The sequence below is a fragment of the Pantoea sp. M_10 genome (assembly GCF_008631515.1).
In the GTDB taxonomy this organism is placed as follows: Bacteria; Pseudomonadota; Gammaproteobacteria; order Enterobacterales; family Enterobacteriaceae; genus Pantoea; species Pantoea anthophila.
Window position 1 is genome coordinate 262482 of the sequence record NZ_VWUL01000004.1, and the last position, 15379, is coordinate 277860.

Here is a 15379-nt window from a genome sequence, read left to right on the forward strand (position 1 = left end):
TGAAAAGCAGTGCCTCTGCGGCTTCATACCCCCTTTCCACTCTGCCTGAAGGGCAACTTCACCTGAGGAGTAAACATGTTATATCGCGAAGCAGCAGTGCGTATCAGTCAGACCGTCATGATGATAGCCCGGGAACTTGAAGAGTCGACTGGCCAGATGGTTCATTATCAAAAGGAGGGGAAAGTCACTGAAGAACAGGCTGGCACCCACCTACATAAAGTCAATGTCATCCTTGAGATCCTGTACACCGAACTTCTTGATCCTGTCATTGCTGAATATCCTGATTTAGGCTCCAGATGCAGTATCTGTGAGCGCTGTGAAGAAGGCTCCGAAAATAGTTCTGAGTAACTTCATAACCGCTCGACTGGCAGGCCAGCATATTCACATGACCTGCTTATTTCGGTTTTCTGATTATCTTTTCCTGACGGTTTCCAGCTAAACCAGACTCAACCCGCCTCGGCGGGTTTTTTTATTTCTTTTTATCCGGAGTACATCATGACCAAAAACAGATCCACGGAAGCTCTTACACACAAGGAGATGCAGCGGCTCGCATTGATCCATATACACGCCTATCTGAGTGCCAGCCAGTGTAAGTCCCGGACTGACGTGCTTGAGGCGCTGACGCAATGGCAAAAGGTGGGGGCTGACTTAGCGGACTTCGTTCGTCATACCCGCATCATCATTATTCATTGATACAAACATGTCCTGCGGGACAGGTGACCATCACCTGCTTGCAGGGAAGTTATCTTTTCAGGAGGTTCATTATGAAAAACCGGGAAGCAGCAGAGCATATCACTGACACTTTGCTGGCACTGGCAAAACTTGTCACAACCTCAGTGACGAAAATCGATGGTATGAACAGCGAGGGTAAAGTCAGTTCTGATGAGGCCGCGCTATATCGTCAAAGCGTCATGGGTCCGCTGGATGAAATGCTCAGGGCAAATCTGTCGGGCATCTTTGAACTGTACCCTGAGCTGCGCCACAAATGCCCCTGCTGCGCATACCCGCCTGAAGAAGGGGTGAATGACTGAACGCAACTCATGTTATCTGACACGACCGCCCGATGAGGCGGTTTTTTTGCATCAGGAGGCATCGTATGCGTTACCACACGCAAACTGACCGGTTCATTTTTAACCTGAATTCCTTAAGACGGCGTAAGCATTTCATGAAAAGCTTTCATCGGGCTTTTGCGCAGCAATTGGCCACAGTCTGCGCGCTGATATGAGGTGAGACTGATGTCAAAACCTCACGCACCTGAACGGATAAGACAGCGTGCTGAACGAATAAAAGAGCATTGGCGTACCGGCAAAATCCATGCGAGACGAACCTATCGTGGGCAGTACCTGACTTTGCGGGTAACCCCTCAGTGGCGGCTGTTATCCAGAGACAAGGGGCAGAGCTGGGAATTACTCAGCCATGCAGACTATGACAATCAGATATAGCCCGGCGGTTAGCCGCATTGCTCTGCCGGGAAAGACAGCGTCGATACGCCGAAAATGCTAAAGAGCAACAGCATCTTCATGATGCCCATCACTGGAAATGCCTGTATGCGGGATTGTTGTTCAGTCCTGCACAGGCAGTACCCGGATGATACCCGGTGCGGATCAGTGGCCTGACAATTGATGTCGATATCAGTTAGTTTTCACTAACAGGAGATTCAGAAATGAAAATCCAGTACATCGCGACGCCCGCAGAAGCGACGCTTCATATCCGGACCTGTGTTTTTCGTGCATTTTTCCATGAACGTGTGGTCAGGGCTGCAGTCACTGCCGCGCCTGATGCCCGGGTTACTCACACGGGCACGTTTGTTATTCATACGCGGATAGCTGGAGACCCGGTTGAAATCCTAAAGGCGACCCGCGAGGCCCGCCGTGAAGAAGAAGAGTAAATGCTGGGTCTGATGCCGTCATACCCGGATACACTGACACCTGAGTAAACACGTCATCCCTGCCCCTCATCGTACTGCCGGGCTTATCAGAACCGGAACAGGTTAACTGACTATTTAAAGGATCATTTCCCATGATGCAACCAGACATCAGGGGCGATGCTGCTTTTGCTCGCCCTTTTAATGCCATTCGTGATATCGAGTTTACGCCTGAAAATATCGTTAACGGTGCCAGCTTTTCGTCGCCCTCATCCCCGGCATTGCCACCCCAGCCACCACTGCCCGTGATGCAGGTGGTCTTTGACCGGTTTGTCGGCATTCTTCTTCAGGAGGGGAAGCCATGACCACGCCCTTTGCATTGCTGGAACGTCACAAAGATTACCTGGATGACCGGGAGCAGGACGCCATCATGAAAGAACAGTGGATCGATGACGAAGCCCAGCGGCTCCTGTCCTGTTTTCCTGACCACCTTCACCTGTTCCGCCACTGGAACCTTCATCCTGATGCGATGAAGTGCTGTGCCCATCCGGAAGCCGGTGAGGAATACATCAGCTTTATCACGAATCTTGCCTATCTGCAGGCGGCCCGTAATTACGACCTGCAGGTGCTGCTTGGCTGGGAGGCGGCGGAATGAAACCGGGTATTTATCACGACCTCAGCAATGAAGCTTATCACGCCGGGCCGGGCGTCAGTAAATCACAGCTGGATGATATTGCCCTCAATCCGGCAGTTTATCTCTGGCGTAAATATGCCCCCGTCGATGAAGCGAAGACGGTCGCACTGGAAATGGGAAGTGCCCTTCACTGCCTGCTTCTGGAGCCGGACAGGTTCGACAGCAGATATGTTGTGGCACCGAATTTCAACCGGCGCACCACGGAAGGAAAAATCAGCGAACAGGCTTATCTTCGTGACTGTGCGGGACTCGGCCTGATCGTACTGGACGCAGATCAAAGCCGGAAGCTACAGCTGATGCGTGAGAGCGTCTTCGCGCATCCCGCTGCACGCTGTCTACTGGAAGCCGATGGGCACTGTGAAGCCTCGATTTACTGGAATGATGACGAAACCGGTGAGCTTTGTCGCATCCGGCCCGATAAATTCCTGACCACGCAGCCGGTTATTGCGGATATAAAAAAAGTCGCGGACATGGCGCGGTTCGCGCGTCATGTCGAAGAATTTCGCTATCACGTTCAGGACGCCTGTTATCGCGAAGGTTTCAGTGCGCATTTCGGGGAATATCCGCAATTCGTGTTTATCGCGGTCAGTGAAAACATCGACTGCGGTCGGTACCCGGTGCGTACGTTCCAGCTGCACGCAGCAGATGTTAAGACTGGCTACCAGCTCTTTCGCCGTGATCTGAACACTTACCATCATTGCCGTCTCAGCAACAACTGGGGCGGCGTCGAAGAACTCAGGCGTCCGGCCTGGGCACGCAAACAGGATAATTTGTTATGAGCAGACAACTCACCACACCAGAAACTACCCCAAACACCGCGGCGATATTCAGTCCTGACACGCTGGATAAGCTGATCCGCCTTGCCGAAATTATGGCAAACAGCCGAGTCACCGTTCCCGCTCATCTGGCCGGCAATGCGTCAGACTGTCTCGCCGTGGCAATGCAGGCACTGCAGTGGCAAATGAATCCCTTTGCCGTAGCACAGAAGACGTACATGGTCAGCGGCGTACTGGGCTACGAAGCACAACTGGTCAATGCTGTCATCACGACAATGGCACCGACGCGCGATCGCCTTCAATACGAATGGTTTGGTCCCTGGGAGAACGTCATTGGCAAATTTACCGAAAAAACCTCCGGTAAGGGGAATAAGTACGCGGCGCCTGACTGGACACTCAACGATGAATCAGGATGCGGTGTCCGCGTCTGGGCAACGATGAAGAATGAGGCGAAGCCGCGAATTCTGGAGTTGCTGTTGTCACAGGCGCAGGTAAGAAACTCCACACTCTGGGCAAGCGATCCTAAACAGCAACTGGCTTATCTGGCTGTCAAACGCTGGGCCCGCCTGCATTGTCCAGATGTCATTCTGGGCGTTTATACACCTGATGAACTTGAGACGGTTCGCCCTGTTGAACACAATATTATGCCTGCAACCCCGGGGGATGATTTGAACGCGCTTATTAACAGCCAGGCGCTTACTTTGCCGTGCGGGCAGGAGAACTCCGCGAAAGCCTCTCCTGCCGTGTCAGAGGAAGATATCCCGGCCAGGGAGGGAGACATTGCCAGCCATGATGGCTGTCCGGGCAGCAAGCGGCTGGCTGAACGAACACCTGAAGAGCTGCTGACTGATTTTTCCGGCGCTGCCCTGAATGAGGTCACTCTGCCAGGCCTCGACAAATGCTATCGATACGCTGCTCTCAAGCTTGCTAACCATCCTGATTTGCTCAGTAAAGCAACGGATGTTTTTCTGGTCCGCAAAGCAGAGCTTGTGGAAGCGCAGGCAAAAAGCACCCCCTGACCCTGGTCATTAAGAGGCGATTATGAACCCGTCCGTCAGCATGGCAAAGATAAACCGAAATGATCGTTACAATTCTGTCGCTGAATCAGCCGCCAGAGCTGAGCGTTCTGGCCAGTACGAACAGGCGAGTAAACTCTGGCGTAAGGCCATAAAGCTCGCCAGAAAGGAAATCAACGCATGCTGGTCTGCGCATCGCGCGGAATTATGTAAAAGTATAATTCGTAATGGTTGGTCTTGAAATTTTCAAAAAAAAAGGAGCCCCCTGCACACATTCAAAGACATACGATTATTCATTTTTCTGACTTCACGAAACAAATTCACGATGCTAATTTACTTGTCATCAGACCTGACCAGAATTACTAACCGTTTTGAATATAAACGTCAATGCACACACACTCGCCTGATCGGAGCCAGAATGAAAGGGAAGCTATTGAGTTATATTGACAACCGACTGAATCATCATTGTTCTGACCCGGTTGAGCAAATGGTGTATTTCATCGCGCGGTTATCCCTGACCGCCTCACCTGTTTCATGGACTGTAAAACATGCAGAGAGTAAAGCAGATAAGCCTTTCCTGACTTATGACGAAGCCCGGGACTATATTGAGCAAAATGATGAAAGTGGGGATTACATTGCGCCCCTGTTTGCAACCCTGAAGACGGATATTCTTGGTGAAGATGTACAATATTTTCTTCTCACCTCGTCTTCTGAATAATGTGATTAACGTTTTAAAACAATCTTTCTAAAGCTAATAAATCATTCTATACTGAAAAATAGATAACACTTATTAGTTCCACTTACAGGCAGGCATCAATGGTCAATTCAATTAATACGGGTTTCATACTGGCAGCGTTTATCTACACCATTAACCTCGCCAGAGCAGAGTAAATATCTATTCAAAATAAATTCCAGCCTTTATCGGTAATAACCGGCGATCAAAAACCACTTATCACCGCGATCTTGGCCTACGGCCATGCTTTTAACCTGCAAAAATAACGTGTTAATCAGTCTGTTATCCTTCATAAATGCAAGATGCATTCTCCGCAGGAAGCGATTAGAAATAATTCAGGCAGATTATACAGTATTGTTGCAGGAGCCGGGTGATAGCACTCGTTGCATCGGTGGGGTGTATGAAAATAGCTTACAGACCCAGAACGTGTCCTTTCTGCAATTTCTGGGGACCACGAAAGCGTCCTGACAAGAAGTTTTCCTGCGACATGTGTGGGCTTGAATGGAAGCCTGAGCAGGATAAGCGCGACAAAGATAAACAATGAGACCCCGCCTTTGCGGGGTTTTTTTATGGACCGAAAACCGGAGGTAAATCATGGCTAAGCTGCTTACCCTGACTGAGTGGGCGAGCGAGACCTATTCTCAGCCACCTTCCCTGTCCACTCTTCGCCGCTGGGCACGCGAAGGGCGAATTTACCCGTGCCCGGAGTTACACGGCAAAGAGTACCGGCTTCATCCGGAAGCGGTGTATCTCAACCCCCGTAAACGCGTCAGAAATCCGAACGCCCATTCGCATAGTCTTATCGGGCGTAATCTGCTGATGGAAAAGTGACATATGATTAAAAGGCCTGAATCTTATGATGCCAATCTCCCCCGCAATCTGACCTACCGCCGCACCCGCAAGACGTACCACTGGCGCAATCCTCACACCGGAAAAGAGTATTCACTGGGTAATGTTTCACGCCGGGAAGCGATTGCTCAGGCTATTGAAGCCAACCATTATCTGGACCGGGATTATGTTCCCTCCGCCCTTCTGAATAAATTACAGGCGCGGCCCGTTATGACAGTGTCTGAATGGCTTTCATCCTATGAGGCAATCCTTGTCAGGCGCAACGTAAAACCGGTCACCCTTCGGCTGCGTAAATACCAGCTGAACGCAATCCGGAAATCTTTGGGTGACCTGGCGATGAATGCAGTCACGACCCGCGATATTGCCCTGTTTCTGGATGTCTATGTCACCGAAAATAAACAGACAATGGCAGTCATTCTGCGCAGTGTCCTGAATGATGTGTTTCGTGAGGCGATTGTGGCGGGGGTGATTGAAAGGAATCCGGTTGAACCCACACGGGCAAAACAGCCCAGGGTTCAGAGGAGCCGGCTTTCAGTTGAGCAGTTCCGGATGCTGCTAGAGGCCGTACCTGAATCCGAACCCTGGTTTTACCGGGCACTGCTGGTCGCTGTGGTTACTGCTCAGCGCCGGGAGGATATTACCCGCATGAGGTTCACCGACGTTCGTGATGGCAGACTGTTCATCACACAGAGTAAGAAAGGCAGTAAGTTAGCCATCCCCGTTGATCTGGCGCTGCCCGATATCGGCATGACACTGAACGACGTGATTGAGTTATGCCGGCGGAATAATCCTTCACCGCATTTTATCTATTCCGCTACACGACGTCATGGACGCAGGCCCGGCCCGGTTCGCCCGGAAAACCTGACGCAGGCATTCACGCGCACGCGGGCCCGTTGCGGTCTGGACGCCTTGCCAAACCCGCCAACCTTTCACGAAATCCGCAGCCTGTCCGGAAGATTATATGAGGCACATTACGGTCAGGCATTTACACAGCGGCTGTTGGGCCACAGGAATCTCACCATGACTCAGAAGTACCTGGACTCCCGTGGCGATGCGTACGTACTGGTATGATGTATCTGTAATTTCGGACAAATTTCGGACATTTTCGGACGGGCTGTAATTTGCCTTTTCAACTCATGAGGTTAAGGATATGCTATATACGAAACATATACGTTTTATATAGGATTAGCATGGGTATCGTAAAAATCTCGGATTTGATGCATGAGAATCTGCGCATCGCCAGTCAGGCGATGAGCCGCTCCATCAATGCACAGGCTGAACACTGGCTTAAAATCGGCATGCTGGCGGAACTCTATCCCCAGCAGACCCAACACCAACTGACGCAGATGCTGATCCGGCTGGAGGTGGAAGGCCGCACCGATATCCGGAATATGCTTCCTGAAGAGATCCTCGCCACACAAGGAGATGTGTCATGAACAGCGTTAAAATTCATACCGCAGCAGAAATCGAGATGGCCCGGGCAGCGGGACAGGCTGCCGCGCAGGTGCTGGCCATGATCACGCCACACGTCCGGCCTGGCATCACCACCGAAGAGCTGGATGATATCTGTCACGACTTTATTGTGAACGAACTGAAGGTGACGCCAGCCAACATCGGCTATCAAGGCTATACCCGCACTACCTGCACCTCGGTCAATCATGTGGTCTGCCACGGTATCCCGGCCGGGAAAAAGCTCAAGGATGGCGATATCGTTAATATCGATGTAGCGGTCATCAAGGATGGCTGGTACGGCGACACCAGCCGCATGTACTTCGTCGGCACGCCATCAGTCCGGGCGAAACGGCTGGTTGAGATCACCTATCAGTCGCTGGTGGCCGGGATCAAAACGGTCCGTCCGGGCGCAACGCTGGGCGATATCGGCGCCGCAATACAGCGTGTGGCAGAAGCGGCCGGTTTCTCCGTGGTGCGTGAATATTGCGGTCACGGGGTGGGTGAGATTTACCACACCGAACCGCAGGTGCTGCACTACGGCACACCGGGCCAGGGAATGCCACTCAAGGCGGGCATGATCTTCACCATCGAACCGATGATCAATGCCGGTAAAGCGGGCACCAGCGTGCTGTCTGATGGCTGGACGGTGGTGACGAAAGATCGTTCACTCTCGGCGCAGTGGGAGCACACGGTCGCCGTGACGGAAAGCGGCTTCGATCTGCTGACGCCCTGGCCGGAAGGCACCGGTGACTACCCGGCAATTTAATCCAGTGGCCTGAGAGTGTCTCAGGCTCTGGACTTTTTCAGTCGCGAACTTCACTAAGTGTGTTGAGGGAGGAAGCCCGCCAGACATGCACATCATTGCGTCCGGCGCGCTTCACCTGATAAAGCGCCTCATCAGCGCGTCGCAGCCATTCATGAATCGAAGCCGCTTCGCGCGCTGAAGCAATCCCGATACTCACCGAACTCTGAAAAGTGGGCGAAGCAGGCAACCGCAGCAAGGTAATGCCTTCCTGGATCTTTTTAGCCAGTCGCAGGATGCTGGCTTCATCGGCCTCACGCACAATGACGCACAGCTCATCCCCGCCAAATCGGGCGGGTATATCTTTCAGACCCACGCTGTTTCGTAACAGTGCCGAAATCTCTGTCAGCAGAAAGTCGCCCGCCTCATGGCCAAACGTGTCATTAACCTGTTTGAAGTGATCGACATCCAGCAGCATGAGCCAGGCGTTGCCCTCGCCTCGCTGAGTGCGCAGAAATTCGCTTTCCAGTCGCTGCTCAAACAGACGACGGTTCGGGATTTTCAGGCCGGGGTCCATCAGCGCGATGCGCTCCAGCTCGCGATTCTTTTTACGCAGGCTCAGCGTCAGATTGTGCGAAACCACACTGAGCGCCAGCAGATAAACACTGGCCAGTGGCAGAGTCAGCCAGGCGGTACGGGTAGAGAAGTTCAGCATGATCGGTGCACCCGCGACTGACCATACCAGCACAAAAGTGAGCAAAAAGGCCTGCAGCGCAGATTTCAGCTGTACCCAGCCGCCCGCGGAATAGCGGTCAGAAATCAGCACGGCCATGATAACCAGTGAGGGGAAAGGACTCAGCGCCATCATCCCTACCCAGACGCCGCCAAAAGCCGCATCCAGCGTCAGACTCTTGCGTTCAAATCCTGTGGGGTCGCGCGATCGTAAGGCCAGCCTGTAGGCGGCATAGGGCCAGACAAACGCGTTGACGAACAGCAGCAGGCAGAGTTCCGCGCATTTCCCCCGCTCCATCAGCACTGACAGGATCGGCAAAAAGCAGAGCAGCGTACCAAGCTGACGCATCATAAACATACGGCGCACGAATCGGCTGGCGCGCCGCCTCAGTTGAGCATCGTCAGGTGTGTAATAGTTCATATGCAGACTGAAGCAGCGAAAGGTTACGTCAGTTTATCCAAACTAGTGAATAAAAGTAATATGTTTGCAGAATATTCTTATTGCCGGATTAAGAATGATCGACTACGCGCTAAGAGCCGGTATTGTTCGGCTGACAGATGACTGCTGTCGCCTGCCAGCGCGATGGGGGGTTTTTATCTGCGGCCCTTAGCAACCGAGGCGGACCAGCTGAAGTCGCTGACTTCACTGGCTGTCAGTGAGGAGGGTTTCTTTTTGCGGAGGGGTTTTTTCGCCTTCAGCGCCTGCGCTTTCTCTTTTTCCTGCTTTGCCGTCATAACGATCCGACGCGCTTCACTGCTGAATTCTTTTTCCTTTTTACTATCCGGCTCTTTACCGGTGCGCTGACGATACTTTTCCATCAGCCCTTTAACGGTCTGTTCGACGGCCAGTCGTTCATCAGCGTTGAACTGATCAATGGAAATCATCTTCTTGTCGTTCATAGCACTCTGTCTCGTGGCGAAGGGTGAGATGAGTGTACCGCATTTACGGTTTATTAAGTCAGAAACCGCCTCTGTCCTGCATCTTCTTCACTTTGCAGCGCATTCGTCCCGCTTCATCGGATGGCCATGCGAAAAACAGGGTTGTCTCTTAATATAAAACTAATGTTTATCAGGTTTACTGGCAGTGACCACGTACTGCCGGGAGGCTAACGGAATGACTAAAGAGACCGATCGCCTGTCACAGGCCCTGTTACGGCGGCATGGCATTGGAGTTAGACAGAAACGCATCCACTTTCGGGGACGCGATCTGCTGTTTCAGCTGCGCAATGCCCGTTATGATGTTTTCAACGGTGACCGCTGCATTGCGACCGTGGAAACCAACAATATTCATGACGCCATCAAGCAGTTTAAGGCGCTCGACACACCTGTGGAGAAATAGTCATGCCCGATTACTGCGTGCTTCAGAAAAGCCGTGAAATCCTGGCCGTTAATCTCACCCATAAGGACAAGCGGGAGAAATTAACCGCTGAAGGCTACAGAGTGGTATGGGAAGTGATTTTTGCGGATAACGCAGATGCAGCCCTGCTGCGTTATGAGCAGCTACGCCGCGAGGAAGAGCGCGCTCCGCAGAACTTTGCTACGGACTCTGTTATCAGCTCACTGTTTCACCTGATTTCCCATTAATGCGGGCTTAAAAGGCAAAGTGACTGTTAATTCATGTCGTGCCGATTAGAATAAAGGAAATTTCTCCGCACACAGGTTTCTGATGAAAATCACTATTCAGAAAGAAGATGCGCTGTTTATGCATAACTTCTTTGCTGCGCCCTGCGACACGCTCGACACAGATTCACCTCAGGCACGACAGATTCAGCAATCGCTTCAGCTGGCTATCCAGCAAAAAGAAGCAGAGATCGACGGTGACTGGAAACGCACTCTGACGTTTATGCTGCTGTTCCTGTTTTTATATGCTGCGCTCGGTGCCTCGCTGACGCTGGATCTCAGCACCACCACCGGCCATAAGAGCATCGAATATGCCCTGGAGGCGATTCCGGTGCTGATCGCCTTCTCCGGTTTTTTTGTCTCTATTCTCTATCTGTTCCTGACACGCGCCAGCGCACGTAAACAGCGCAACTGGGAAAATGCCATCCTGGTGCTGGAAAAATATTCTATCGGTAATCTGTTTAAAGCTACCCATACCCAGGGGGGCGGCACCAGTAACTACTCCGTGCCCAATCTCTACATCTCTCTCGCGCTGTTTATCTGCCTGACCTGGCTGGTCACCTATAACTATCTGACCTTCACCACCAGCGGCGTTTTCGGCAGCGTGATTTCGCTGTTCATCAGCACCATGGTCTATGTGATTCTGGATATACAGCTGCTCAAACCTTTTACTCATGCTGCAGAGAAAGAGGAAGCGGCGAAGGATAAAGCGGATGACGCGCAGGCGTAACTAAAACGCCAGAATTGAGAGAATACCCGGCCCGCAAGCCGGGTATTTTTTTGCTGCAACAGGCCCGGTCTGGCTGCTCAGCCCTTTCGCACCCAGCTATCTGACACCTGATTCAGCAACGTAACAGTATGTTGTAACTATCATCGCTCATTCAGAAACGCGGGCATCGTGCCGGGCACGCCTTCACAGCGTGCCCCCTGGCGTTACCAGCGCGTTTTCTGCATATCAATCACAAAACGATATTTCACATCGCTGGTCAGCATACGTTCAAAGGCCGTTTCGACCTCCTCACCGGTAATCATCTCAACATCCGCCGTAATGTTGTGCTGCCCACAGAAGTCGAGCATCTCCTGCGTCTCCTGAATACTGCCAATTGAGGTGCCGGTAATACTCAGACGGCGGAACACCATCGGTGTCACATTTGGTGACGGATGAGGCTGATCGGGGATACCCACCAGCACCAGCTGACCGTTGGTTTTCAGCGTATTCAGATAGGGATCGAGATCGTGTGGCGCAGCCACGCAGTCCAGAATGATATCCAGGGATGCCTGACAGGCCGCCATCTGGGCCGCGTCACGGGAAACCACCACGTTTTTGGCGCCCAGCCGGCGGGCATCCGCCCCTTTCTCCGGCGAGGTAGTAAACAAGGTGACCTCTGCGCCCAGCGCACTGGCCAGCTTAACCGCCATATGGCCCAGGCCGCCCAGGCCTACTACCCCGACGCGATCCCCCGCTTTGACATTAAAGTGGCGCAGCGGTGACCAGACGGTGACGCCCGCGCAGAGCAGTGGTGCCACCGCGTTCAGCGCCAGGTTATCAGGCACCCGCACGACAAAATGGTGATCGGCAATCACATGTTGGGCATAGCCGCCAAAGGTCGTGTTACCGGTGTACTTATCGGTTCCGTTATAGGTCGGCGTAAAGCCTGCCTCACAGTACTGCTCTTCATGCTGCTGGCAGAAATGGCACTCGCGACAGGCGTCAACCATCACGCCGACCCCGGCAATCTCTCCGACCGCAAACTGAGTGACGTTCTCACCCACTGCCACCACCCGGCCGACAATTTCGTGACCCGGCACAAGGGGATAGCGGCTTACGCCCCACTCATTGCGCGCCATATGCAAATCGGAGTGACAGACGCCGCAGTAAAGGATCTCGAGTTTAACATCGTCAGCCTGAAGCTCGCGTAACTCCACCTGACCTGCGCGCAGCGGTTGATCTGCCTGACTGGCGACCAGTGCATTAATCTTCATCTGTTGCCTCTTATCACCTGATGGTCGTAAAGAAAGCAGCACACTATAGACACATGGGATCGGTTTTGGTAGTAGTTACCTTTTGGTTACCACCCTGCTAAGGAGGCAATAATGCCCGCCTGGGTTGATGGAAAACTGCTGTTTTATGCGGATTCACCGCCGCGCCGCCTGCTGGAACTCTTTTCCGTCAAGTGGAGCACGATGGTGCTGCATGCGCTTTATCACTGGCCGGAACACCGTGCGCGCACGGGTGAACTGGAGCGGAGCCTGCAGGGAATTTCAAAGAAGATGCTGATTCAGACGCTGCGCGAGCTGGAGCAGCGCGGGCTGGTTGCACGCCATGTCTGGCAGGTGGTGCCGCCGAAAGTGGAGTACAGCCTGACCGCGCTGGGCATGACATTTGCCGGGCCAATTGAGCAGATGTATCAGTGGGGCCTGGAAAATCAGGCTGCGCTGGATGAAATGGAGGATCACGCGCGCAGCCACCGGGAGGCCTGAAGGAGGACCAGGTGGGCCTGTCAGCCCGGCCCGGCCTCACTCAAAGGGAAATTCGCGCGCCAGCACGCGGGAGATCACATTCAGCGCCCCCTCTTCATTGTTGCTCTGCGTCTGATATCGCGCCACGGCGGCGACAGAAGCGGCGGCATTCGCCATTGAGAAACTGAAACAGGCCTGACGCAGCATCTCAATGTCGTTGGCGCTGTCACCGATGGCCAGCACTTCGCAGTCGCTGATGTCCCACTTCTCCTGCAGCAGCGCAATGCCATGCGCCTTGTGGCAGCCAGGAATGATCAGGTCTATAAAGCCAAACCCGCTGGAGACCGGATGCATGATGTTTTCCAGCTCGCCGAGTCTGGCATGCAGCCGTTGCAGCAGGGCATCCACCCCTTCATGCTCCAGATTCAGCGAGAATTTGAAAATTGTATCGTCAATGGCATAGAGGTCATCGCGTTTTTCCAGCCGGTGATAGTGATTTGAGAGCTTAGCCATCACCTCGTCAGAAGCCGATGCGTGCATGTAAGCGCCATTACGCCCGCACACCACCACCGCAATATCGGGTTCATGCGCGAGGATATCCAGAATCTTATGCACCTTCTCGCGGGCCAGCTCGCCACAGAAGATCTCTTCGTTGCAGTCTGAAACCCACGCGCCATTCTCCGCGACGAACGCGATCTCATCTTTGATGTCGGGAAAATAGCGCTGTAACTGGTAATACTGGTTCCCGCTGGCAACCACAAAACGGATGCCCTTCTGCTTCAGCAGCGCATACTGCCGTGAGAACCGCTGAACGTTGTACGCTTTGTTGTCGTCCAGAAAGGTGCCATCCATATCCACCGCAATCATCTTAACCGCCATCTCACCTGCCCCTATAGAGTCGCCGTTCTGTCCTTTCGGCTGATTGATTTGATTCATAAAGCTTACTCGCTGTGTGGATTAATGAGAATGCAAATAGTGACGTTGCTAACGGCTTTCGGAGCCTTCCGGTTCCGGAGTTGTGTTATCACGCACGTTTCGGAGCGTTAAAAAGATGTTAATCTCAGCCGTAAATTACGAATGAAGGTTATTTTAATTACATTCGTAACTCAACCCGAATATTGAGGAGCCTGAGATGCATGATGAGACCCGATCGACCCCATTGCCGGAAGACGTCAAAGCGTCAATAAGCGCAGTGAAACAGCAGTTGCGGCAGCAGATAGGTGATGTTGAAGGCCTTTTCCGGCAGGTGTGTGACAGCATCGAGGCGGCGATTACGGAGGCAAAAGCGGATGAGGAGTGGACGGGCAGCGCCTGGCCAGTGGTGCCGATGCAGGATATTGCAGAGGGACAGGTTTCAGATGAAACCCGGACGCGAATTAAACGGCGCGGCTGTGTCGTGATTAAGCAGCACTTTCCCCGGGAGCAGGCGCTGGCCTGGGATAAGTCAATGCTCGACTACCTGGAGCTCAACCGGTTTGACGAACAGTATCGCGGGCCGGGCGATGATTTTTTTGGCACGCTGGCCGCCTCGCGTCCTGAAATTTATCCTGTTTACTGGTCGCAGGCGCAAATGCAGGCGCGACAAAGCCCGGCAATGGCACACGCGCAATCTTTCCTGAACAGGTTATGGACCTTCGATTCACAGGGCAAAGAGTGGTTTGACCCGGATGTCAGCATCATCTATCCCGATCGCATTCGCCGTCGCCTGCCTGGCACCACCTCCGGCGGATTAGGGGCTCATACCGATTCCGGCGCGCTGGAACGCTGGCTGCTCCCGGCTTATCAGCAGGTTTTCAGTAAGCTGTTTCACGGTGACTTTGCCGCTTATGACCCCTGGGACGCGGCACACCGCACTGAAGTGGATGAGTATGATCTGCCTGGCACCACCAAATGTTCTGTGTTCCGCACCTTTCAGGGCTGGACTGCCCTCTCTGATATGATCCCCGATCAGGGCCTGCTGCACGTCGTGCCGGTGCCGCAGGCGATGGCTTATGTGCTGCTGCGTCCACTGCTTTCAGATGTGCCGGAGGATGAGCTCTGCGGCGTCGCCCCAGGCCGGGTCTTACCGGTTAACGAGCAGTGGCATCCGCACCTGATGGCCGGACTCTGTCCGATACCGGCCTTAGAGGCAGGGGATTCGGTGTGGTGGCACTGTGATGTGATTCACGCCGTGGCGCCGGTCAGAGATCAGCAGGGCTGGAGTAATGTGATGTACATTCCGGCCGCCCCGCTGTGTGAAAAAAACCGCCTCTATGCCCGCCATGTCGCACAGGCGCTGGCGCAGGGCCATTCGCCAGGCGATTTTCCTCCGGAGCATTATGAAGCGTCGTGGGATCAACGTTTCAGGCCGGAAGATCTCAATCTTAACGGACGTCGCTCGCTGGATTTAGCCTGATCTGCCCCCGCGCTGCACCGGCGCGGGGAAAACCCTGATACACTGC

General features: G+C 53.2%; 23 protein-coding genes. 19 read left to right on the plus strand and 4 right to left on the minus strand.

Annotated features, from left to right (window positions below; translation table 11 throughout):
• Positions 1-75 precede the first annotated feature (75 nt).
• From F3I47_RS13690 to map, 14 genes are all read left to right on the plus strand, one after another.
• A complete protein-coding gene (locus F3I47_RS13690; protein ID WP_140922868.1) occupies positions 76-348 on the plus strand; it encodes a hypothetical protein in 273 nt (90 codons plus the stop codon).
• Between the two features lie 147 nt (positions 349-495).
• Entirely contained in the window at positions 496-693 is a 198-nt protein-coding gene (locus F3I47_RS13695; protein WP_140922866.1) for a hypothetical protein, read from the plus strand.
• Positions 694-764: 71 nt separating this feature from the next.
• Positions 765-1031, plus strand: a complete 267-nt coding sequence (locus F3I47_RS13700; RefSeq protein ID WP_140922864.1) for a hypothetical protein — start codon at positions 765-767, stop codon at positions 1029-1031.
• Between the two features lie 632 nt (positions 1032-1663).
• Positions 1664-1888, plus strand: a complete 225-nt coding sequence (locus F3I47_RS13710; protein WP_140922860.1) for a hypothetical protein — start codon at positions 1664-1666, stop codon at positions 1886-1888.
• 131 nt (positions 1889-2019) lie between these two features.
• Positions 2020-2229 (plus strand): hypothetical protein, encoded by a 210-nt coding sequence (locus F3I47_RS13715; protein WP_140922858.1) that lies wholly within the window; start codon positions 2020-2022, stop codon positions 2227-2229.
• Positions 2226-2519 (plus strand): host nuclease inhibitor GamL, encoded by a 294-nt coding sequence (gene gamL, locus F3I47_RS13720; protein WP_140922856.1) that lies wholly within the window; start codon positions 2226-2228, stop codon positions 2517-2519. The genes F3I47_RS13715 and gamL overlap by 4 nt, the downstream gene beginning before the upstream one ends.
• Positions 2516-3337, plus strand: a complete 822-nt coding sequence (locus tag F3I47_RS13725) for a PD-(D/E)XK nuclease-like domain-containing protein (RefSeq protein WP_140922854.1) — start codon at positions 2516-2518, stop codon at positions 3335-3337. The genes gamL and F3I47_RS13725 overlap by 4 nt, the downstream gene beginning before the upstream one ends.
• Positions 3334-4353 (plus strand): RecT family recombinase, encoded by a 1020-nt coding sequence (locus F3I47_RS13730; protein WP_140922852.1) that lies wholly within the window; start codon positions 3334-3336, stop codon positions 4351-4353. The genes F3I47_RS13725 and F3I47_RS13730 overlap by 4 nt, the downstream gene beginning before the upstream one ends.
• A gap of 40 nt (positions 4354-4393) precedes the next feature.
• Positions 4394-4591: an ANR family transcriptional regulator gene (locus tag F3I47_RS22730; protein WP_223812730.1), complete on the plus strand. Its 198-nt coding sequence runs from the start codon at positions 4394-4396 to the stop codon at positions 4589-4591.
• Positions 4592-4768: 177 nt separating this feature from the next.
• On the plus strand, positions 4769-5068 hold the full coding sequence (locus F3I47_RS13740; RefSeq protein ID WP_150029147.1) for a hypothetical protein: 300 nt from the start codon (positions 4769-4771) through the stop codon (positions 5066-5068).
• Between the two features lie 609 nt (positions 5069-5677).
• Positions 5678-5914 carry an excisionase gene (locus F3I47_RS13745; RefSeq protein ID WP_140922846.1) on the plus strand — a complete coding sequence of 79 codons (237 nt, stop codon included), beginning with the start codon at positions 5678-5680 and terminating at the stop codon, positions 5912-5914.
• 3 nt (positions 5915-5917) lie between these two features.
• A complete protein-coding gene (locus F3I47_RS13750; RefSeq protein ID WP_140922844.1) occupies positions 5918-7003 on the plus strand; it encodes a tyrosine-type recombinase/integrase in 1086 nt (361 codons plus the stop codon).
• Between the two features lie 119 nt (positions 7004-7122).
• Positions 7123-7368 carry a ParD-like family protein gene (locus F3I47_RS13755; protein ID WP_150029148.1) on the plus strand — a complete coding sequence of 82 codons (246 nt, stop codon included), beginning with the start codon at positions 7123-7125 and terminating at the stop codon, positions 7366-7368.
• Positions 7365-8150: a type I methionyl aminopeptidase gene (map, locus tag F3I47_RS13760; protein ID WP_009092855.1), complete on the plus strand. Its 786-nt coding sequence runs from the start codon at positions 7365-7367 to the stop codon at positions 8148-8150. Before F3I47_RS13755 ends, map begins: the two co-directional genes overlap by 4 nt.
• Before the next feature lie 37 nt (positions 8151-8187).
• Here the strand turns inward: map and F3I47_RS13765 are convergent, their stop codons facing one another.
• A complete protein-coding gene (locus F3I47_RS13765) occupies positions 8188-9279 on the minus strand; it encodes a diguanylate cyclase (RefSeq protein WP_111207290.1) in 1092 nt (363 codons plus the stop codon).
• 173 nt (positions 9280-9452) lie between these two features.
• Entirely contained in the window at positions 9453-9758 is a 306-nt protein-coding gene (locus tag F3I47_RS13770; RefSeq protein WP_009092853.1) for a hypothetical protein, read from the minus strand.
• Positions 9759-9972: 214 nt separating this feature from the next.
• Between F3I47_RS13770 and F3I47_RS13775 the strand changes: the two genes are divergently transcribed.
• From F3I47_RS13775 to F3I47_RS13785, 3 genes are all read left to right on the plus strand, one after another.
• Positions 9973-10197, plus strand: coding sequence for a hypothetical protein (locus tag F3I47_RS13775; RefSeq protein WP_009092851.1), 225 nt, complete (start codon positions 9973-9975; stop codon positions 10195-10197).
• A gap of 2 nt (positions 10198-10199) precedes the next feature.
• Complete coding sequence (locus F3I47_RS13780) at positions 10200-10442, plus strand: hypothetical protein (protein ID WP_150029149.1); 243 nt, start codon at positions 10200-10202, stop codon at positions 10440-10442.
• Positions 10443-10524: 82 nt separating this feature from the next.
• Positions 10525-11208 (plus strand): hypothetical protein, encoded by a 684-nt coding sequence (locus F3I47_RS13785; RefSeq protein ID WP_058957095.1) that lies wholly within the window; start codon positions 10525-10527, stop codon positions 11206-11208.
• A 203-nt stretch (positions 11209-11411) separates the two neighbouring features.
• On the opposite strand, the gene F3I47_RS13790 is transcribed toward F3I47_RS13785, so the two are convergent.
• Positions 11412-12461, minus strand: coding sequence for an NAD(P)-dependent alcohol dehydrogenase (locus F3I47_RS13790; RefSeq protein ID WP_111207289.1), 1050 nt, complete (start codon positions 12459-12461; stop codon positions 11412-11414).
• Positions 12462-12572: 111 nt separating this feature from the next.
• Between F3I47_RS13790 and F3I47_RS13795 the strand changes: the two genes are divergently transcribed.
• Positions 12573-12959: a helix-turn-helix domain-containing protein gene (locus F3I47_RS13795; RefSeq protein WP_058957093.1), complete on the plus strand. Its 387-nt coding sequence runs from the start codon at positions 12573-12575 to the stop codon at positions 12957-12959.
• 36 nt (positions 12960-12995) lie between these two features.
• Here the strand turns inward: F3I47_RS13795 and F3I47_RS13800 are convergent, their stop codons facing one another.
• Positions 12996-13817, minus strand: coding sequence for a Cof-type HAD-IIB family hydrolase (locus F3I47_RS13800; protein WP_150029302.1), 822 nt, complete (start codon positions 13815-13817; stop codon positions 12996-12998).
• 253 nt (positions 13818-14070) lie between these two features.
• Between F3I47_RS13800 and F3I47_RS13805 the strand changes: the two genes are divergently transcribed.
• Positions 14071-15333, plus strand: coding sequence for a DUF1479 domain-containing protein (locus F3I47_RS13805; RefSeq protein ID WP_150029150.1), 1263 nt, complete (start codon positions 14071-14073; stop codon positions 15331-15333).
• Positions 15334-15379: the final 46 nt, after the last annotated feature.